Genomic DNA, 20218 nt, shown 5'->3' on the forward strand with positions numbered 1-20218 from the left:
AGCCCGACCGGGAGCTCTTCGAACTCGCGGCCTCCCGCTGCGGCTTGAGCCTCGTCGACGGGGGTTGGATGACCGGCGACAACCCGGCCGGGGACGCGTACGCGGCCAAGGCCGAGAAGAACCGGTACCAGGAGTACACACTGTCCGCCGAGCGCGGCGAGATCACCGACCGCGCCGGGATCGCGCTGGCCACCAGCGTCGACGCGTACGACATCACCGCCGACCCGAAGATGTTCACGCCCGAGGAGAGCAAGGCCCCCGACGCCCCCGAGCAGGCCGCCGCGCTCCTCGCGCCGATCCTCGGCCAGGACCCCGCCGAACTGGTCAGGAAGCTCAAAGCGCCCAAATCCCGCTACGCGCTGCTGGCGCGCCGCCAGACCCCCCAGGTCTGGAACCAGATCAAGGACCTGAAGAACGTCTTCGCCGAGAAGGCCCGCACCGAGAAGGCGGGCGGCGCACCCGGCGTCAGCGTGCTCGCCGGCATCTTCAACGAGCCCAGCAGCAAGCGCGTGTACCCCAACGGCACCCTCGCCGCCGGGATACTGGGCTACGTCAACGCCGACGGCCGCGGCGGAGGCGGCCTGGAGTCCATGCTCGACAAGGAGCTGTCCGGCAAGGACGGCAAGATCAAGTACGCCCAGTCGGGCGGCCGCCGGGTGCCCACCGTCGGCGCCCGGGAGACCCCCGCGGTCCCCGGCTCCGACATCGAGCTGACCATCGACCGCGACATCCAGTGGGCCGCCCAGCAGGCCATCACCCAGCAGGTCGAGGAGTCCAGGGCGGACCGCGGCTACGTGATAGTGCAGAACGCCCGGACCGGCGAGGTCCTCGCCATGGCCAACGCGCCCGGCTTCGACCCCAACGACCTGTCGCAGGCCGATTCCGCAGCCATGGGCAACGCCGCCCTCCAGGACGCCTACGAACCGGGCTCCACCGCCAAGGTCATCTCGATGGCCGCGGTCCTGGAGGAGGGCGCCGCCACGCCGTCCACCCGTGTCGTCGTCCCCAACCGGCTGCACCGGGGCGACCGGCTGTTCAAGGACGACATCGACCACCCCACCTGGTACCTCACGCTCAACGGCGTACTGGCCAAGTCCAGCAACATCGGCACCATCCTGGCCACCGGCCAGCTCGGCCCCACCCAGCCGCAGGCGAACCGGGTCCTGCACTCCTACCTGCGCAAGTTCGGTTTCGGCAGCCCCACCGGTCTCGGCTACCCCGGCGAGACCGCCGGCATCCTCGCCAAGCCGCAGGACTGGTCCACCTCGCAGCAGTACACGATCCCCTTCGGACAGGGCCTGTCCATCAACGCCATGCAGGCGGCGTCCGTCTACTCGACGATCGCCAACGGCGGCGTCCGCATCGAGCCCACCCTCGTACGCGGAACCAAGGGACCGGACGGCCGCTTCACCCCGGCCCCCGCCCCCAAGCAGACCAGGGTGGTCAGCGAGAAGACCGCCAAGACCCTCGCCGCCATGCTCGAATCGGTCGTGGACGACGAGGAAGGCACCGGAACCAAGGCCGCCATCCCCGGTTACCGCGTCGCCGGCAAGACCGGTACCGCCAACCGCGTCGACCCCCAACTCGGCCGCTACAAGGGCTACACCGCCTCCTTCGCGGGCTTCGCCCCCGCCGACGACCCCCGGATCACCGTCTACTGCGCCATCCAGAACCCCACCAGGGGCAGCTACTTCGGCGGCCAGATCTGCGGCCCCATTTACAAGAAGGTCATGGAGTTCGCCCTCAAAACCCTGCAAGTCGCACCCACCGGCAAAAAACCACCTCGGATGCCGGTCACGTTCAAACCCGGCGAGTGAGCCGGCGGGAGCAGCCAGTGACAACCATCACGCCCAACCCCGGGAACCGATCCGGCGACCACGCTGCCCGGGCGCCCTCATTTAGCCCGATCACGGGTGCGCCCGGTACGCTCACCGCCGTGCCACACGCTGATCAGTCCCGAACCACCCCGACGGACGCCCCCGCGAAACGCCCGGGGGCGCCGCGACCGGCCCAGGTCCGCCCCACACCCCTGGGCGAGCTGGCGGCCCGGCTGGACATCCCGGCGCCGGGCAGCGCGGAGGTGACCGGCATCACCCACGACTCCCGGGCCGTACGCCCCGGAGACGTCTACGCCGCCCTGCCGGGCTCCCGCCTCCACGGCGCCGACTTCTCCGGCCAGGCCGCCGACCTCGGAGCCGTCGCGATCCTCACCGACCCCTCCGGCGCCGAACGCGCCGCCACGACCGGCCTGCCGGTCCTGGTCACCGAGGACCCGCGCGGCCGGATGGGCGAGCTCGCCGCCGAGATCTACGGCCGGCCGGGCAGCGACCTGCTCCAGATCGGCATCACCGGCACCTCCGGCAAGACCACCACGGCCTATCTCGTCGAAGGCGGCCTCAAGGCCGCCGGGCGGAGCACCGGGTTGATCGGCACCGTCGAGATGCGCATCGGCGACGAGGCGATCAAGTCGGAACGGACCACCCCCGAAGCCACCGACCTCCAGGCGCTGTTCGCGGTGATGCGCGAGCGCGGCGTCGAAGCGGTCGCCATGGAGGTCTCCAGCCACGCCCTCGTGCTCGGCCGGGTCGACGGCTGTGTCTTCGACGTCGCCGTCTTCAACAACCTCAGCCCGGAGCACATGGAGTTCCACTCCGGCATGGAGGACTACTTCCAGGCCAAGGCGCAGCTGTTCACCCCGCGCCGCAGTCGCCTGGGAGTGGTCAACTTCGACGACGAGTACGGCAGGAGGCTGACCAAGGAGGCCTCCGTCCCCGTCGTCACCTTCTCCGCCGAGGGCCACCCCGACGCCGACTGGCGCGCCGAGGACGTCGAAATCGGCGCCCTGGGCAGCACGTTCACCATCCGGGGCCCCGAGGGCGAGCGCGTCAGTGCCAAGGCCCCGCTGCCCGGCCCGTTCAACGTCGCGAACACCCTCGCGGCCGTCGTCACCCTCGCCGTGGCCGGAATCGACCCCCAGACCGCCGCCGACGGTGTCGCCGCCGTCCCCGGCGTACCCGGCCGCCTGGAGCGCGTCGACGTCGGCCAGCCCTACCTCGCGGTCGTCGACTACGCCCACAAGACGGACGCCGTCGAATCGGTCCTGCGCGCCCTGCGCAAGGTCACCGAGGGCAAGCTGCACGTCGTCCTGGGCTGCGGCGGCGACCGGGACGTCACCAAGCGGGGCCCCATGGGCGCCGCCGCCGCACGCCTCGCCGACACCGCCGTACTGACCTCCGACAACCCCCGCTCCGAGGATCCCCTCGCGATCCTCGCCGCGATGCTCGCCGGTGCCGCGGAGGTGCCGGTCCACGAACGCGGCGAGGTCGCCGTCTTCGAGGACCGGGCCGCCGCGATCGCCGCCGCCGTGGCGCGCGCCCGGCCCGGTGACACCGTGCTGGTCGCGGGCAAGGGCCACGAGCAGGGTCAGGACATCGCGGGAGTGGTACGCCCCTTCGACGACCGTCAGGTCCTCCGCGAAGCAATCCAGAACAGTCAGGGATGAAGTAGTGATCGCCCTCTCCCTCGCCGAGATCGCCGAAATCGTCGGCGGGCAGTCGCACGACATACCGGATCCGGCCCTCCACGTCACCGGGTCCGTCGTCATCGACTCCCGCCAGGTCGAGTCCGGCTCGCTCTTCGCCGCCTTCACCGGCGAGAACGTCGACGGCCATGACTACGCGCAGCGCGCCATGGACGCGGGCGCGGTGGCCGTGCTGGCCACCCGCCCCGTAGGGGTGCCCGCCATCGTCGTGGACGACGTCCAGACCGCGCTCGGCGCGCTCGCCCGCGCGGTCGTCGGGCGCCTCGGCACCAAGGTCGTCGCGCTGACCGGCTCGGCCGGCAAGACCAGCACCAAGGACCTGATCGCCCAGGTGCTCCAGCGCAAGGGCCCCACCGTCTGGACGCCCGGCTCCCTCAACAACGAGATCGGCCTGCCACTGACCGCGCTGCGCGCGGACAAGGACACCGAGCACCTCGTCCTGGAGATGGGAGCGCGCGGAATCGGCCACATCCGCTACCTCACCGAGCTGACCCCGCCCACGATCGGCCTCGTCCTGAACGTGGGCAGCGCCCACATCGGCGAGTTCGGCGGCCGCGAGCAGATCGCCCAGGCCAAGGGCGAGCTCGTCGAGGCGCTGCCGTCCGCCGAAGAGGGCGGGATCGCCGTGCTGAACGCGGACGATCCTCTCGTACGGGCCATGGAAAGCCGCACCCACGCGCGCGTGACGCTGTTCGGTGAGGCCGACGAAGCCGCCGTACGTGCCGAGAATGTCCGGCTCACAGAGACCGGACAGCCCGCTTTCAGGCTTCACACACCCACCGGGTGCAGTGACGTGACCTTGCGCCTGTACGGTGAGCACCACGTGTCGAACGCGCTCGCCGCGGCCGCCGTCGCCCATGAGCTGGGCATGTCCGTCGACGAGATCGCCACCGCGCTCTCCGAGGCGGGCTCCCTCTCCCGCTGGCGCATGGAGGTCACCGAGCGTCCGGACGGTGTGACGATCGTCAACGACGCCTACAACGCGAACCCCGAGTCCATGCGAGCCGCCCTGCGCGCGCTCGCGGCCATGGGCAAGGCCGCACAGGCCAAGGGGGGCCGCACGTGGGCGGTGCTCGGGCAGATGGCCGAGCTGGGGGACGAGGCGCTCGCCGAGCACGACGCGGTCGGACGGCTCGCCGTCCGGCTCAACGTCAGCAAGCTCGTCGCAGTCGGGGGCAGGGAAGCGTCCTGGCTGCAACTGGGCGCATATAACGAGGGTTCGTGGGGTGAGGAGTCGGTGCACGTGTCCGACGCACGGGCGGCGATCGACCTGTTGCGCAGTGAGCTGCGCCCGGGAGACGTCGTGCTGGTGAAGGCATCAAGGTCGGTCGGGCTCGAGCGGATCGCCCAGGCACTGCTCGAGAACACCACCGAGGGCGAGGTCACCGGCCGATGAGGCAGATCCTCTTCGCGGGAGCCATCGGGCTCTTCCTCACCCTGATCGGTACGCCGCTGCTGATCAAGCTCCTGGCCCGCAAGGGATACGGGCAGTTCATCCGGGACGACGGCCCGCGCACGCACGGCAGCAAGAAGGGCACGCCCACCATGGGCGGTATCTCCTTCATCCTGGCCACGCTCATCGCGTACGCGCTCGCCAAGGTCATCACCGGTGAGGACCCGACCTACTCGGGTGTGCTGGTCCTGTTCCTGATGGCGGGCATGGGCCTCGTCGGCTTCCTCGACGACTACATCAAGATCGTCAAGCAGCGTTCGCTCGGCCTGCGGGCCAAGGCGAAGATGGCCGGCCAGCTGATCGTCGGCATCGCCTTCGCCGTCCTGGCGCTCCAGTTCTCCGACAGCCGCGGCCAGACCCCCGCCTCGACCAAGCTCTCCTTCATCACCGACTTCGGCTGGTCCATCGGTCCGGTGCTGTTCGTGGTCTGGGCGCTGTTCATGATCCTGGCCATGTCGAACGGCGTGAACCTCACCGACGGTCTCGACGGCCTCGCCACCGGTGCCTCGGTGATGGTCTTCGGCGCGTACACCTTCATCGGCCTGTGGCAGTTCCAGGAGTCGTGCGCCAACGCCGAGACGCTGACCAACCCCAACGCCTGCTTCGAGGTGCGCGACCCGCTCGACCTCGCCGTCGTCGCCTCCGCCCTCATGGGCGCCTGCTTCGGCTTCCTGTGGTGGAACACCTCACCCGCCAAGATCTTCATGGGTGACACCGGCTCGCTCGCCCTCGGCGGCGCGCTCGCGGGCCTGGCGATCTGCTCCCGCACGGAGCTGCTGCTGGCCCTCCTGGGCGGCCTGTTCGTCCTCATCACCATGTCCGTCGTCATCCAGGTCGGCTCCTTCAAGATGACCGGCAAGCGGGTCTTCCGGATGGCGCCGCTCCAGCATCACTTCGAACTCAAGGGCTGGTCCGAGGTGCTCGTGGTGGTCCGTTTCTGGATCATCCAGGGCATGTGCGTCATCGTGGGACTCGGCCTCTTCTACGCGGGATGGGCAGCCGACAAGTGAGTACCTCCTGGCAGGGCAAGAACGTCACCGTCGCCGGCCTGGGCGTGAGCGGCATCCCCGCCGCCCGCGTCCTCGCGGGCCTGGGCGCGCGCGTCACGGTCGTCAACGACGGCGACGACGAGCGCTCCCGTACGCAGGCGGCGCAGCTGGAGGCGGAGGGCATCACGGTCCGCCTCGGCGACGGGACCACCCTGCCGGAGGGCACCGAACTGATCGTCACCGCGCCCGGCTGGCAGCCCGACAAGCCGCTGTTCGCCGCGGCCGCCGAGGCGGGCGTGGAGGTCTGGGGCGACGTCGAGCTGGCGTGGCGCTTGCGCGGCCCGGACGCCGCGCCCTGGCTCGCGGTCACCGGCACCAACGGCAAGACCACGACCGTACGGATGCTCGCCGCCATCCTCCAGGCGGCGGGGCTGAAGACGGCGGCCGTCGGCAACATCGGCGTCTCCCTCCTGGACGCCGTCCTCGGCGAGGAGAAGTACGACGTCCTCGCCGTCGAACTGTCCAGCTACCAGCTGCACTGGGCGCCCTCCCTCCGGGCGCACTCCGCCGCCGTGCTGAACCTCGCCCCGGACCACCTCGACTGGCACGGCTCCATGCAGGCGTACGCCGCCGACAAGGGCCGCATCTACGAGGGCAACCAGGTCGCCTGCGTCTACAACGTCGCCGACAAGGCCACCGAGGACCTGGTGCGCGAGGCCGACGTCGAGGAGGGCTGCCGCGCCGTCGGTTTCACCCTTGGTACGCCCGGCCCCTCCCAGGTCGGGATCGTGGACGACCTCCTGGTGGACCGGGCCTTCGTCGAGAACCGGCAGAAGCAGGCCCAGGAGCTCGCCCAGATCTCCGACGTGAACCCGCCGGCCCCGCACAACATCGCCAACGCGCTCGCCGCGGCGGCCCTGGCCCGCGCCTTCGGCGTCCCGGCCACCGCGGTACGCGACGGACTGCGGGCCTTCCGGCCCGACCCGCACCGCATCGAGCTCGTCGAGGAGATCGAGGGCGTGCGGTACGTCGACGACTCCAAGGCCACCAACACGCACGCCGCGGAGGCGTCGCTGGCCGCGTACGACCCGATCGTCTGGATCGCCGGAGGACTCGCCAAGGGGGCGACGTTCGACGAGCTGGTCGCCTCGGCGGCGAAGCGGCTGCGCGGTGTCGTGCTCATGGGCGCCGACCGCGCCCTGATCCGGGAAGCCCTCGCGCGACACGCCCCCGAAGTACCGGTCGTCGACCTCGACCGGACCGACACTGGGGCGATGCCGGAGGCGGTCCGGGAAGCGGCACGACTCGCACAGCCCGGCGACACGGTCCTGCTCGCCCCGGCATGCGCCTCGATGGACATGTTCGTCAACTACAACAAGCGGGGCGAGGCGTTCGCGGACGCGGTCCGCGCACTCGCCGCCGAGCGCGCCTGACAGCCACCAGGTCCGGCCGCGCCGGGCACGACTGGAGGGGACAGCGACCATGCCGGCCGACCACGCCGCCGCGTACGCACCGCACCGCGCGAGCCTCGTCGGGGGTCTTGTCGCGGGTCTCGCCCTGCGCAGCCGGACCGCCGGCCCCCGGCGGCCCCCCACCGTCCGCAAGGCGCCCGGCCGCAGCCGCAGGATCCCCGCACCCCGCCCGCCGCGCGGCAGTGGGGTGCGCGGGCTCTACGAGCGGGCACGGAGGGCCTGGGACCGCCCCCTGACCGCGTACTACGTGATCCTCGGCGCCAGCCTGCTGATCACCGTCCTGGGCCTCGTGATGGTCTACTCGGCGTCGCAGATCAAGGCGCTGGAGCTGTCGCTGTCCGACACGTACTTCTTCCGCAAGCAGTTCCTGGCCGCCGCCATCGGCACCGCACTGCTGCTGTTCGCCTCCCGGGTGCCGGCCAAGCTGCACCGGGCGCTCGCCTACCCGCTGCTCGTGGGCACGGTCTTCCTGATGGTGCTCGTCCAGATCCCGGGGATAGGGCATTCCGTCAACGGCAACCAGAACTGGATCTACCTGGGCGGCCCCTTCCAGCTCCAGCCCAGCGAGTTCGGCAAGCTGGCGCTGATCCTGTGGGGCGCGGACCTGCTCGCCCGCAAGCAGGACAAACGGCTGCTGACCCAGTGGAAGCACCTGCTGGTGCCGCTCGTCCCCGTCGCCTTCATGCTGCTGGGGCTGATCATGCTCGGCGGCGACATGGGCACGGCGATCATCCTCACCGCGATCCTCTTCGGCCTGCTGTGGCTGGCCGGCGCCCCCACCCGGATGTTCGTGGGGGTGCTGGCCGTCGCCGCCGCGATCGGCGTGATGCTCATCAGGACGAACGAGAACCGGATGGCACGGCTCGCCTGCATCGGCGCCACCGAGCCGGGTCCCGGGGACTCGTGCTGGCAGGCCGTGCACGGGATCTATGCTCTGGCGTCGGGCGGATGGTTCGGTTCCGGGCTGGGTGCGAGTGTGGAAAAATGGGGCCAACTCCCCGAACCTCACACCGACTTCATCTTCGCCATCACCGGGGAGGAACTGGGGCTGGCGGGGACGCTGTCGGTACTCGCCCTGTTCGCGGCTCTAGGCTATGCGGGTATCCGCGTGGCCGGACGCACGGAGGACCCCTTCGTGAGGTATGCCGCGGGAGGCGTGACCACCTGGATCACGGCGCAGGCCGTGGTCAACATCGGTGCGGTGCTCGGCCTGCTGCCGATCGCCGGTGTCCCGCTCCCGCTGTTCTCCTACGGAGGTTCCGCCCTGCTGCCGACCATGTTCGCCGTCGGTCTGCTCATCGCCTTCGCGCGAGAGGAGCCCGCGGCGAAGGCAGCCCTGGCCATGCGACAGCCTGGTCTCGGCACATGGGCCGGGGTGAGTTGGAAGTCGATGCGACGGCGCGTCAAGAAGCGTCCGTCCGGAGAGCGGTGAATTTCGGTGCATGTCGTACTCGCCGGTGGGGGGACCGCCGGCCACATCGAGCCCGCGCTCGCCCTCGCGGACGCCCTGCGCAGGCAGGACCCGACCGTGGGGATCACGGCCCTCGGTACGGAGCGGGGTCTGGAGACCCGTCTCGTACCGGAGCGGGGCTACGAGCTGGCGCTCATCCCCGCCGTCCCGTTGCCGCGCAAGCCCACCCCCGAGCTGATCACCGTTCCGGGGCGGCTGCGCGGCACCATCAAGGCCGCCGAGCAGATCCTGGAGCGCACCAAGGCCGACTGCGTCGTCGGCTTCGGCGGCTACGTGGCGCTGCCCGGCTACCTGGCCGCCAAGCGGCTCGGGGTACCGATCGTGGTCCACGAGGCCAACGCCCGGCCCGGCCTCGCCAACAAGATCGGGTCGCGGTACGCGGCCGGGGTGGCCGTCGCCACGCCCGACAGCAAACTCCGCAACGCCCGCTACATCGGCATCCCGCTGCGGCACACCATCGCCACCCTCGACCGCGCCCGGGTCCGCCCGGAGGCGCGTGCCGCGTTCGGCCTGGACCCGAACCTGCCGACGCTGCTGGTCTCCGGCGGCTCGCAGGGCGCCCGCCGGCTCAACGAGGTGATCCAGCAGGTCGCCCCGGTCCTCCAGCGGTCCGGGATCCAGATCCTGCACGCGGTCGGCCCGAAGAACGAACTGCCGCACGTCGACAACATGCCCGGTATGCCGCCCTACATCCCGGTACCGTACGTGGACCGGATGGACCTCGCGTACGCCGCGGCCGACATGATGCTGTGCCGCGCGGGCGCGATGACCGTCGCCGAACTCTCCGCCGTCGGGCTGCCCGCCGCGTACGTACCGCTGCCGATCGGCAACGGCGAACAGCGGCTCAACGCCCAGCCGGTGGTCAAGGCGGGCGGCGGACTGCTGGTCGACGACGCCGAGCTGACGCCCGAGTGGGTCCAGGGCAATGTGCTCCCGGTGCTCTCCGACCCGCACCGGCTGTACGAGATGTCCCGCGCCGCCGCCGAGTTCGGCCGCCGGGACGCCGACGACCTGCTCGTCGGCATGGTCTACGAGGCGATCGCGGCACGCCACAGGGCGTGAGAAGGCAGGGAGCATGGCCGGGCCGACGACGACCACCGAGCGCGGCGCTCCGGGCCCCCGGGGGCCCAAGGGCACAAAGCCCAAGGGCGCCGGGCCCAAGCGGTCGTCCTCGGCCCGGCCCTCCCCGCGGTGGCGTCGGGGGCCGAGCGGTGACCGCAGGCCGCTGCCCGGCCCCCGCGCCGTGCTCCTGATCGTCACCGCCCTGCTCCTCCTCGCGAGCGCAGTCTGGCTCTTCTACGGCTCCGCGTGGCTGCGGGTCGAGCAGGTCACCACCTCCGGTACGCGGGTGCTGACGCCCGCCGAGGTCAAGGCGGCCGCCGCGGTGCCCGTCGGGGCTCCGCTGGTGTCGGTCGACACGGAGGAGATCGAGGAACGGCTGCGGCGCGCCCTGCCCCGTATCCACTCGGTGGACGTCGTCCGCTCATGGCCGGACGGAATCGGACTGAACCTGGTCGAGCGCACCCCGGTGCTCCTGGTGGAAAAGGGCGGAAAGTTCACCGAAGTGGACGCCGAAGGTGTGCGTTTCGCCACGGTGGACGCGGCGAAGGCCCCAAAGGGTGTACCCCTGCTGGAGTTGACGGCCGGTCAGTCGCCCAGTCTGCGCCGCTTCGGCGCCGGCCGGCTGACCGCCGAGGCGGTGGGCGTGGCGGGCGACCTGCCGGCGCAGGTGGCCGAGGACACCAAGGTCCTCCGGGTCCGTTCGTACGACTCCATCACCCTGGAGTTGACGGGCGACCGGACCGTGGTGTGGGGCAGTGGCGAGGACGGCGATGCGAAAGCGCGTGCGCTCGTCGCACTGATGAAGGCGGCGCCCAAAGCGGGGCACTTCGACGTGAGTGCCCCGACTGCCCCGGCGGCATCGCGGAGTTGACGCACATATGCGCTGGCCAGCACCCTGGTTGGTCAGCGCTATGGGTGATCACATAGGGTGAAAAGAAAAACGGGAGGTTCGGCGTGTTCGTTGAACGTGCGCCACTTGTCGACTTAGTGTCCTGTTCGGAAGAGTCCAGCGAACAGAGACACTGGTAACCCTAAACTTCAACGTTAGGGTTTGGGTCGGCGTTTCGGACCGTCCCAATCGGCATCCGTCGTCGCGGCGCGAAGACCACCGCGAAGTGGCGACACGTAACTCGAGGCGAGAGGCCTTCGACGTGGCAGCACCGCAGAACTACCTCGCAGTCATCAAGGTCATCGGTGTCGGCGGCGGTGGTGTCAATGCCATCAACCGAATGATCGAGGTCGGTCTCAAGGGCGTCGAGTTCATCGCCATCAACACGGACGCGCAAGCTCTGTTGATGAGCGACGCCGACGTCAAACTCGACGTCGGCCGTGAACTCACCCGCGGCCTCGGGGCCGGAGCCAACCCGGCAGTCGGTCGCAAGGCGGCAGAGGACCACCGTGAGGAGATCGAGGAGGTCCTCAAGGGGGCCGACATGGTCTTCGTCACCGCCGGCGAAGGCGGCGGCACCGGCACCGGCGGCGCACCCGTCGTCGCCAACATCGCGCGCTCGCTGGGCGCCCTGACCATCGGTGTGGTCACCCGGCCGTTCACCTTCGAGGGCCGGCGCCGCGCCAACCAGGCGGAGGACGGCATCGCCGAGCTCCGCGAAGAGGTCGACACCCTCATCGTCATCCCGAACGACCGGCTGCTGTCCATCTCGGACCGCCAGGTCAGCGTGCTGGACGCGTTCAAGTCCGCCGACCAGGTGCTGCTCTCCGGTGTCCAGGGCATCACCGACCTCATCACCACCCCGGGCCTCATCAACCTCGACTTCGCCGACGTCAAGTCGGTCATGTCCGAGGCCGGTTCGGCCCTCATGGGCATCGGCTCGGCCCGCGGCGACGACCGCGCGGTGGCCGCCGCCGAGATGGCGATCTCCTCGCCGCTGCTGGAGGCGTCCATCGACGGCGCCAGGGGCGTGCTGCTCTCCATCTCCGGTGGCTCCGACCTCGGCCTGTTCGAGATCAACGAGGCCGCTCAGCTGGTGAGCGAGGCCGCGCACCCCGAGGCCAACATCATCTTCGGTGCCGTCATCGACGACGCCCTCGGCGACGAGGTGCGGGTCACCGTCATCGCGGCCGGCTTCGACGGCGGCCAGCCGCCGGCCCGGCGCGACAACATCCTCAGTGCCGGGTCCAGCAAGCGCGAGGAGCCGGCCCCCCCGGCGCGTTCCACGGAGACCCCCCGCCCGGTGAGCGGCCTCGGCACCGTTCCGGTACGCGAGGAGTCCCCGGCACCGGCGGCCGAGCCGGCCCCGGCCGTGAACGACAGCTCCCTGTCGGTCACCCCTCCGGCGGTCCCGCCGGCCCGCCCGTACCCGGACACCTCGGCCGAAGAGCTGGACGTCCCGGACTTCCTGAAGTGACCGTGTGACGTGATAGGGCAGCACGACTCCGTGAGCGGCGCGCATTTCGCCTTCACCGACCGGTGGGGCGGGGTGAGCGCCGTTCCGTACGAAGAGCTCAACCTCGGCGGGGCGGTCGGCGACGACCCCGGTTCCGTCACCACGAACCGCCGGCTCGCCGCCGAGTCTCTGGGGCTCGACCCGCGGCGGGTCGTGTGGATGAACCAGGTGCACGGCCGGGACGTCGCCGTGGTCGACGGGCCGTGGGCACCGGACGAGATCGTTCCGGCGGTGGACGGCATCGTCACCGCCCGGCGCGGGCTCGCGCTCGCGGTGCTCACCGCCGACTGCACGCCCGTCCTGCTGGCCGATCCGGTCGCGGGCGTGGTGGGCGCGGCGCACGCGGGCCGCCCCGGGATGGTCGCGGGTGTCGTGCCCGCCACCGTCGAGGCCATGATCGCGCTCGGGGCCGAGGTGTCCCGGATCACCGCCCGTACCGGCCCTGCCGTGTGCGGGCGCTGCTACGAAGTCCCCGCCGCCATGCGGGACGAGGTGGCCGCCGTCGTGCCGGAGGCGCGTTCCGAGACGAGTTGGGGCACTCCGGCTGTCGATGTGAGCGCCGGGGTGCAGGCCCAGCTCGACGCGCTGGGGGTGCGCGACCGGCGTGCGTCGCAGGTCTGCACGCTCGAATCGCGGGACCACTACTCCTACCGTCGCGACCGCACGACCGGGCGGCTCGCCGGATATGTCTGGTTGGACGGATAGCAGATGACGGACCGCAAGGCTGAACTCGCCGAGAACCTGGCACGGGTGGAGGAACGTATCTCTGCCGCGTGCGAGGCGGCCGGGCGCAAGCGCGAGGACGTGACCCTGATCGTGGTCACCAAGACGTACCCCGCGAGCGACGTACGACTGCTGCATGAGCTGGGCGTCCGTCATGTCGCCGAGAACCGGGACCAGGACGCGGCACCGAAGGCCGCCGCGTGCGCGGACCTCGACCTGACGTGGCACTTCGTCGGTCAGCTGCAGACCAATAAGGTCCGTTCTGTGGCGAGTTATGCGCATGAGGTGCAGTCGGTCGACCGGCTGAAGCTCGTCACCGCACTCTCGACGGCCGCGGTCCGCGCCGGGCGCGAACTCGGGTGCCTGATCCAGGTCGCACTCGACGCGGAGTCCGGCGAGCGGGGCGAGCGCGGCGGCGTCGCGCCGGACGGCGTCGAGGAGTTGGCCGACGCGGTGGACGGCGCCGCGGGGCTCCGGCTCGACGGACTCATGACGGTCGCGCCGCTGGCCGGGCCCTACGCGGGGCGCCAACGGGCCGCATTCGATCGGCTGATGGAATTGGCGTCCCGCCTGCGCGCGTCCCGTCCGGCTGCGAACATGGTGTCAGCAGGGATGAGTGCGGACCTCGAGGACGCCGTGGCGGCCGGAGCGACACATGTGCGTATCGGTACGGCGGTACTCGGAGACCGACCCCGGCTCGGGTAACGTCGCGAAGCAAGTCGGACCACAGCAGAAAATATGGTCATTTCCGCCGAACAGCGGACAGGCCTCGTGGATCGCAGGTACTTGGTGACGCTGTACCCACTAATGGTGAGGGCGATCCACCACAGAGCGGAGGACTCAGAGAATGGCCGGCGCGATGCGCAAGATGGCGGTCTACCTCGGCCTCGTGGAGGACGATGGGTACGACGGCCGGGGTTTCGACCCCGATGACGACTTCGAACCCGAACTGGAGCCGGAGCCCGAGCGCGACCGACGGCGCCACCAGCCCCCGCACCAGTCTTCGCACCAGGCGGAGCGCGAGGAGCCGGTGCGTGTCGTCCAGCAGCCGCCCGTGCAGCGCGACCCCGTTCCGCTTCCCGCTGAAAGCGGACGTCCGGCGCGAATCGCCCCCGTGGCATCCATCACACCTGAACGCCCGAGCCTGGAGAAGAACGCACCGGTGATCATGCCCAAGGTCGTGTCCGAGCGGGAGCCCTACCGCATCACCACGCTGCACCCACGGACCTACAACGAGGCCCGTACCATCGGGGAACACTTCCGCGAGGGCACGCCTGTGATCATGAATCTCACCGAGATGGATGACACGGACGCGAAGCGACTTGTCGACTTTGCCGCCGGTCTCGTCTTCGGGCTGCATGGCAGCATTGAGAGAGTGACGCAGAAGGTGTTCCTGTTGTCGCCTGCTAACGTCGATGTCACGGCGGAGGACAAGGCCCGCATCGCAGAGGGCGGATTCTTCAACCAGAGCTGAGAGCACGACACCGGGAACGGCCGGCCGGAAGGCCGGTGGACATGGGATCAGGGGAGAGGGAAGCGCGGGATGAGCGTCGCACTACAAGTGATCTACATCGCTCTGATGTGCTTCCTTGTCGTCCTGATCTTCCGGCTGGTCATGGACTACGTCTTCCAGTTCGCCCGTTCATGGCAACCCGGGAAGGCGATGGTGGTCGTTCTTGAGGCCACCTACACTGTCACCGATCCACCACTGAAGCTTCTGCGGCGGTTCATCCCGCCGTTGCGTCTCGGGGGCGTGGCACTCGACCTGTCCTTCTTCGTTCTGATGATCATCGTCTACATCCTGATCTCCATCGTGAACAGCTTCATGATGAGGGTGTGAGGGTGTAGCGATACGGTCCTGCCGACTGCCGACGACTACGTAGAGGTGAAGGAAAGATGCCGCTGACCCCCGAGGACGTGCGGAACAAGCAGTTCACGACCGTCCGCCTCCGAGAAGGCTATGACGAGGACGAGGTCGATGCCTTCCTCGACGAGGTCGAAGCCGAACTGACGCGTCTGCTCCGTGAGAACGAGGACCTGCGCGCCAAGCTGGCCGCCGCCACGCGCGCGGCCGCGCAGAACCAGCAGCAGCAGGGTATGCGCAAGCCTCCGGAGCAGCAGGACCAACGGCCCGTGGGCCCCGGAGCCCCCGTGCCCGCCGGGATATCGGGTCCGCCGGTCCAGCAGCAGCCCCCGCAGATGGGTCCCCCCCAGCTGCCCGGTGGTGCTCCTCAGCTGCCGGCCGGTCCCAGCCACGGCGGCCCGCAGGGCCAGCACGGCCAGCACGGCCCCGGCCCCATGCAGGGCGGCCCCATGGGTGGCCCGATGGGCGGTCCCATGGGTGGCCCCATGGGCGGTCACGGCCCGCAGATGCCGCAGCCCGGTCAGGGCCCCGGCGGCGACAGCGCGGCCCGCGTTCTCTCCCTCGCCCAGCAGACCGCCGACCAGGCGATCGCGGAGGCCCGCTCCGAGGCCAACAAGATCGTCGGCGAGGCCCGGTCGCGCGCCGAGGGCCTGGAGCGCGACGCCCGCGCCAAGGCCGACGCCCTGGAGCGGGACGCGCAGGAGAAGCACCGCGTCGCGATGGGCTCGCTGGAGTCGGCCCGCGCCACGCTGGAGCGCAAGGTCGAGGACCTGCGGGGCTTCGAGCGGGAGTACCGTACGCGGCTGAAGTCCTACCTGGAGAGCCAGCTGCGCCAGCTGGAGACCCAGGCGGACGACTCGCTGGCCCCGCCGCGGACGCCCGCGACCGCGTCGCTGCCGCCGTCCCCGTCGATGGCGTCGGCCGGTGCGAGCGCCCCGTCGTACGGCAGCAACCAGACCATGGGCGGCGGTCCGTCGATGGGTGGTGGCCCGTCCTACGGCGGCCAGCAGCAGATGTCGCCCGCGATGACGCAGCCGATGGCACCGGTGCGGCCGCAGGCGCCGCAGCCGATGCAGCAGGCTCCGTCGCCGATGCGCGGCTTCCTCATCGACGAGGACGACAACTGACGGGGGCGGGTCGCGCGCCACGCGCGTAGCCGCGCGTAGTCGTCGGTAGGCAGTAGGGCTGGGGCCCGGGACGTTTTCCGTCTCGGGCCCCAGCCCTTTGCCTTGTTCAGTGGCAGCTGGGGCGGTGCCGCCCCTCCGTTGGGGGCAGTCGGACCGCTTGGGGTCTCCCGGGACGAAGTCCCCGGGGGAGGGGCGGCTGGGCACAACGGGCCGGGACGGTGCCGTTCTCCTCGTTGCGCCCGGTGCGGTGCTATGCGGTGCGGTGCCTCGTGCCGGGGATCCCCGGTTGGCTGGGGTGAGGCCCCTCCGGGCTCGCCTCCTCGCGGTCGGCGGCCTTGGGCAACGGGGCTTGGAGTCCACCCGTCGCCGCCGATCCGCTGCGGGGCGACTCTGCCCGCCCCGGCCGGCCGCACGCCGTCCGCGGGCCGTGGGACCTTAGGCGAAGGGCCCGGCCACCTCGGTGGCCGGGCCCTCTTTGCGGTCGGTTACGCCTTGCGGAGGCGGAAGGTCAGGGAGAGACCCTCGTCGGTGAACGGTTCGCCGTACGTGGCGTCCGCGTCGGCGGCCGAGAAGTCGGTGGCCAGGACCTCGTCGGCGATCAGCTCGGAGTGCTCCCCGAGGGCCGCGACGACCTCCGGGTCGGTGGACTCCCAGCGCAGGGCGATGCGGTCCGCGACGTCCAGGCCGCTGTTCTTGCGGGCCTCCTGGATCAGGCGGATCGCGTCACGGGCCAGACCGGCGCGGCGCAGCTCCGGGGTGATCTCCAGGTCCAGGGCGACCGTCGCGCCCGCGTCGGAGGCGACCGACCAGCCCTCGCGGGGCGTCTCCGTGATGATCACCTCGTCGGGGGCCAGGGTGATCGTCTCACCGTTGACCTCCAGGGTGGCCTCGCCGTTCCGCAGGGCGAGGGAGAGCGCGGCCGCGTCGGCGGCGGCGACCGCCTTGGCCACGTCCTGCACGCCCTTGCCGAAGCGCTTGCCCAGGGCGCGGAAGTTCGCCTTGGCAGTCGTGTCGACGAGCGAGCCGCCCACCTCGGAGAGGGAGGCGAGGGAGGTGACGTTCAGCTCCTCGGTGATCTGGGCGTGGAGCTCGGGGGACAGTGCCTCGAAGCCCGTGGCGGCGACCAGTGCGCGGGAGAGGGGCTGGCGGGTCTTGACCCCCGACTCCGCGCGCGTGGCGCGGCCCAGCTCGACCAGGCGGCGGACAAGGGCCATCTGGGAGGAGAGGGTCGGGTCGATGGCGGAGAGGTCCGCCTCCGGCCAGGTGGTGAGGTGGACCGACTCGGGCGCGCCCGGGGTCACCGGGACGACCAGGTCCTGCCAGACCCGCTCCGTGATGAACGGGGTGAGGGGGGCCATGAGGCGCGTGACGGTCTCGATGACCTCGTGCAGCGTACGGAGGGCCGCCTTGTCGCCCTGCCAGAAGCGGCGCCGGGAGCGGCGTACGTACCAGTTGGAGAGGTCGTCGACGAAAGCGGACAGGAGCTTTCCGGCGCGCTGGGTGTCGTACGCCTCCAGGGCCTCGGTGACCTGGTCCGTCAGCGCGTGCAGCTCGGAGAGCAGCCAGCGGTCCAGGACGGGCCGGTCCGCGGGGGCCGGGTCGGCCTCACTGGGGGCCCAGCCGGAGGTGCGGGCGTACAGGGCCTGGAAGGCGACCGTGTTCCAGTACGTGAGGAGCGTCTTGCGGACGACCTCCTGGATGGTGCCGTGGCCGACGCGCCGCGCGGCCCAGGGGGAGCCGCCGGCCGCCATGAACCAGCGCACGGCGTCCGCGCCGTGCTGGTCCATGAGAGGGATCGGCTGGAGGATGTTGCCCAGGTGCTTGGACATCTTCCGGCCGTCCTCGGCGAGGATGTGACCCAGGCAGACGACATTCTCGTACGACGACTTGTCGAAGACGAGCGTGCCGACGGCCATGAGGGTGTAGAACCAGCCGCGGGTCTGGTCGATGGCCTCGGAGATGAACTGCGCCGGGTAGCGCTTCTCGAAGAGGTCCTTGTTCTTGTACGGGTAGCCGTACTGAGCGAACGGCATGGAGCCCGAGTCGTACCAGGCGTCGATGACCTCGGGGACGCGGGTGGCCGTCTCCTGGCAGGTGGGGCAGGGGAAGGTCACGTCGTCGATGTACGGGCGGTGCGGGTCCAGGGACGACTGGTCGGTGCCCGTCAGCTCGGTCAGCTCGTCGAGCGAACCGACGCAGGTGAGGTGGTTCTCCTCACAGCGCCAGATGGGCAGCGGGGTGCCCCAGTAGCGGTTGCGGGAGAGCGCCCAGTCGATGTTGTTGTTCAGCCAGTCGCCGAAGCGGCCGTGCTTGACGGAGTCGGGGAACCAGTTGGTGTTCTCGTTCTCCTGGAGCAGGCGGTCCTTGACGGCCGTCGTGCGGATGTACCAGGACGGCTGCGCGTAGTACAGCAGCGCCGTGTGGCAGCGCCAGCAGTGCGGGTAGCTGTGCTCGTACGCGATGTGCTTGAAGAGCCGTCCACGGGCCTGGAGGTCGGCCGTGAGGGCCTCGTCGGCCTTCTTGAAGAACTGGCCGCCGACGAGGTCGAGCTCCTCCTCGAAGGTGCCGTCCGGGCGGACCGGGTTCACGACGGGAAGGCCGTACGCACGGCAGACCTTGAGGTCGTCCTCACCGAAGGCGGGGGACTGGTGGACCAGACCGGTGCCGTCCTCGGTCGTGACGTACTCCGCGTTGACGACGTAGTGGGCGGGGGCCGGGAACTCGATCAGGTCGAACGGGCGCTCGTAGGCCCAGCGCTCCATCTCGGCGCCGGTGAAGGTCTGCCCGGTGGGCTCCCAGCCTTCACCGAGGGCCTTGGCGAGGAGCGGCTCGGCGACGACCAGCTTCTCCTCGCCGTCGGTCGCGACGACGTAGGTGACCTCGGGGTGGGCGGCGACCGCGGTGTTGGACACCAGGGTCCACGGGGTCGTCGTCCAGACCAGGAGGGAGGCCTCGCCCGCGAGGGGGCCGGAGGTCAGCGGGAAGCGGACGAAGACGGACGGGTCGACGACCGTCTCGTAGCCCTGGGCCAGCTCGTGGTCGGACAGGCCGGTCCCGCAACGGGGGCACCAGGGGGCGACGCGGTGGTCCTGGACCAGCAGGCCCTTGTCGAAGATCTGCTTCAGGGACCACCAGACCGACTGCACGTACTCCGGGTCCATGGTGCGGTACGCGTCGTCCAGGTCGACCCAGTAGCCCATGCGGGTCGTCAGCTCGGCGAACGCGTCGGTGTGGCGGGTCACCGACTCGCGGCACTTGGCGTTGAACTCGGCGATGCCGTACGCCTCGATGTCCTTCTTGCCGGAGAAGCCGAGCTCCTTCTCGACGGCGAGCTCGACCGGCAGGCCGTGGCAGTCCCAGCCGGCCTTGCGGGCGACGTGGTAGCCGCGCATGGTGCGGAAGCGGGGGAAGACGTCCTTGAAGACGCGGGCCTCGATGTGGTGCGCGCCCGGCATGCCGTTGGCGGTGGGCGGGCCCTCGTAGAAGACCCACTCGGGGCGGCCTTCCGACTGCTCAAGGGACTTCTGGAAGACCTTGGCCTCGCGCCAGAAATCGAGCACGGCGTGCTCGAGCGCGGGCAGGTCGACCTGGGCGGGTACCTGGCGGTACTGCGACATCGAATCCTCCGGCGGACTGTTCCTCGTTCCGTCGGAGGGACGAGAGCGCCTGCGCTGCGGCCGGCTCCCGCGGTACCACCCTCCTTGGCCCCGGACGCCTCGTGGGTGTCCTGAGCCCCCTCATTGGGGTCGCGATGCCGGTTCTACTGACCCCGCGGTCTCCCGTGGGGCGTTCTTCCGGCGGCTCCGGGGTGATGCTTCACCTCGCGCTCGCCCCCGGGCTCTCACCGTCCCCGGGTCGCTCATGGCTGCGTACGACGCTACTCGTCCCCATCCAAGCCTTTCGCTGCGCCCAGTGTAAGGGCCTGGGCGGACAGCGGCCGACCGGTTTTCCGGGCGCGCGGGCAACGGGGGTGGGTGACCCGAATGGCCACACGCGGTTCGACGGGTTCGGGGCGGGTGCTGGGGCGGATTACAGGGCGGGGAGCTGGGCACAACGGATGCAGGCTGTCCGTGCCGCGGGCATGGGGCGTCCGGACCGGCGGCGTGCCCCG

The 20218-nt window shown here is 70.6% G+C and carries 15 protein-coding genes; 14 read left to right on the top strand and 1 reads right to left on the bottom strand.

Annotated elements, in window-relative coordinates:
* Positions 1-68: 68 nt before the first annotated feature.
* The 14 genes from ABT360_RS27765 to ABT360_RS27830 all read left to right on the top strand — a co-directional run bounded on the left by ABT360_RS27765 (position 69) and on the right by ABT360_RS27830 (position 16107).
* Positions 69-1817, top strand: coding sequence for a peptidoglycan D,D-transpeptidase FtsI family protein (locus ABT360_RS27765; RefSeq protein ID WP_351822178.1), 1749 nt, complete (start codon positions 69-71; stop codon positions 1815-1817).
* Between the two features lie 17 nt (positions 1818-1834).
* Positions 1835-3502 carry a UDP-N-acetylmuramoyl-L-alanyl-D-glutamate--2,6-diaminopimelate ligase gene (locus ABT360_RS27770; protein ID WP_351822108.1) on the top strand — a complete coding sequence of 556 codons (1668 nt, stop codon included), beginning with the start codon at positions 1835-1837 and terminating at the stop codon, positions 3500-3502.
* A gap of 4 nt (positions 3503-3506) precedes the next feature.
* On the top strand, positions 3507-4937 hold the full coding sequence (locus ABT360_RS27775; RefSeq protein WP_351822111.1) for a UDP-N-acetylmuramoyl-tripeptide--D-alanyl-D-alanine ligase: 1431 nt from the start codon (positions 3507-3509) through the stop codon (positions 4935-4937).
* A complete protein-coding gene (gene mraY, locus ABT360_RS27780) occupies positions 4934-6004 on the top strand; it encodes a phospho-N-acetylmuramoyl-pentapeptide-transferase (RefSeq protein ID WP_351822114.1) in 1071 nt (356 codons plus the stop codon). Before ABT360_RS27775 ends, mraY begins: the two co-directional genes overlap by 4 nt.
* A complete protein-coding gene (murD, locus tag ABT360_RS27785; RefSeq protein ID WP_351822117.1) occupies positions 5986-7416 on the top strand; it encodes a UDP-N-acetylmuramoyl-L-alanine--D-glutamate ligase in 1431 nt (476 codons plus the stop codon). The genes mraY and murD overlap by 19 nt, the downstream gene beginning before the upstream one ends.
* A 49-nt stretch (positions 7417-7465) precedes the next feature.
* Positions 7466-8887: a putative lipid II flippase FtsW gene (gene ftsW, locus ABT360_RS27790; RefSeq protein ID WP_351822120.1), complete on the top strand. Its 1422-nt coding sequence runs from the start codon at positions 7466-7468 to the stop codon at positions 8885-8887.
* Between the two features lie 6 nt (positions 8888-8893).
* Positions 8894-9988 carry an undecaprenyldiphospho-muramoylpentapeptide beta-N-acetylglucosaminyltransferase gene (murG, locus tag ABT360_RS27795; protein ID WP_351822123.1) on the top strand — a complete coding sequence of 365 codons (1095 nt, stop codon included), beginning with the start codon at positions 8894-8896 and terminating at the stop codon, positions 9986-9988.
* 13 nt (positions 9989-10001) lie between these two features.
* Positions 10002-10859 carry a cell division protein FtsQ/DivIB gene (locus ABT360_RS27800; RefSeq protein ID WP_351822126.1) on the top strand — a complete coding sequence of 286 codons (858 nt, stop codon included), beginning with the start codon at positions 10002-10004 and terminating at the stop codon, positions 10857-10859.
* 280 nt (positions 10860-11139) lie between these two features.
* The gene (gene ftsZ / locus ABT360_RS27805; protein ID WP_351822128.1) at positions 11140-12354 is read left to right on the top strand and encodes a cell division protein FtsZ; all 1215 of its coding nucleotides are present in this window, start codon (positions 11140-11142) and stop codon (positions 12352-12354) included.
* Between the two features lie 30 nt (positions 12355-12384).
* Positions 12385-13098: a peptidoglycan editing factor PgeF gene (gene pgeF, locus ABT360_RS27810; protein ID WP_351822130.1), complete on the top strand. Its 714-nt coding sequence runs from the start codon at positions 12385-12387 to the stop codon at positions 13096-13098.
* A gap of 3 nt (positions 13099-13101) precedes the next feature.
* Entirely contained in the window at positions 13102-13821 is a 720-nt protein-coding gene (locus tag ABT360_RS27815; RefSeq protein WP_351822133.1) for a YggS family pyridoxal phosphate-dependent enzyme, read from the top strand.
* A gap of 142 nt (positions 13822-13963) precedes the next feature.
* Complete coding sequence (locus tag ABT360_RS27820) at positions 13964-14590, top strand: cell division protein SepF (RefSeq protein ID WP_073752289.1); 627 nt, start codon at positions 13964-13966, stop codon at positions 14588-14590.
* Between the two features lie 69 nt (positions 14591-14659).
* The gene (locus ABT360_RS27825) at positions 14660-14956 is read left to right on the top strand and encodes a YggT family protein (RefSeq protein ID WP_073752292.1); all 297 of its coding nucleotides are present in this window, start codon (positions 14660-14662) and stop codon (positions 14954-14956) included.
* Positions 14957-15012: 56 nt separating this feature from the next.
* Positions 15013-16107 (top strand): DivIVA domain-containing protein, encoded by a 1095-nt coding sequence (locus ABT360_RS27830; RefSeq protein WP_351822138.1) that lies wholly within the window; start codon positions 15013-15015, stop codon positions 16105-16107.
* Between the two features lie 485 nt (positions 16108-16592).
* Here the strand turns inward: ABT360_RS27830 and ileS are convergent, their stop codons facing one another.
* A complete protein-coding gene (gene ileS / locus ABT360_RS27835; RefSeq protein ID WP_351822141.1) occupies positions 16593-19724 on the bottom strand; it encodes an isoleucine--tRNA ligase in 3132 nt (1043 codons plus the stop codon).
* Between the last annotated feature and the right edge of the window lie 494 nt (positions 19725-20218).

It is taken from the genome of Streptomyces sp. NPDC000229, assembly GCF_040300825.1.
In the GTDB taxonomy this organism is placed as follows: Bacteria; Actinomycetota; Actinomycetes; order Streptomycetales; family Streptomycetaceae; genus Streptomyces.

Coding starts and splice junctions, on each gene's coding strand:
- ABT360_RS27800 (WP_351822126.1), top strand. CDS start 10,002: ATGGCCGGGCCGACGACGACCACCGAGCGCGGCGCTCCGGGCCCCCGG.
- ABT360_RS27825 (WP_073752292.1), top strand. CDS start 14,660: ATGAGCGTCGCACTACAAGTGATCTACATCGCTCTGATGTGCTTCCTT.
- ABT360_RS27830 (WP_351822138.1), top strand. CDS start 15,013: ATGCCGCTGACCCCCGAGGACGTGCGGAACAAGCAGTTCACGACCGTC.
- ABT360_RS27815 (WP_351822133.1), top strand. CDS start 13,102: ATGACGGACCGCAAGGCTGAACTCGCCGAGAACCTGGCACGGGTGGAG.
- mraY (WP_351822114.1), top strand. CDS start 4,934: ATGAGGCAGATCCTCTTCGCGGGAGCCATCGGGCTCTTCCTCACCCTG.
- ftsW (WP_351822120.1), top strand. CDS start 7,466: ATGCCGGCCGACCACGCCGCCGCGTACGCACCGCACCGCGCGAGCCTC.
- ABT360_RS27820 (WP_073752289.1), top strand. CDS start 13,964: ATGGCCGGCGCGATGCGCAAGATGGCGGTCTACCTCGGCCTCGTGGAG.
- murD (WP_351822117.1), top strand. CDS start 5,986: ATGGGCAGCCGACAAGTGAGTACCTCCTGGCAGGGCAAGAACGTCACC.
- ileS (WP_351822141.1), bottom strand. CDS start 19,724: ATGTCGCAGTACCGCCAGGTACCCGCCCAGGTCGACCTGCCCGCGCTC.
- ABT360_RS27765 (WP_351822178.1), top strand. CDS start 69: ATGACCGGCGACAACCCGGCCGGGGACGCGTACGCGGCCAAGGCCGAG.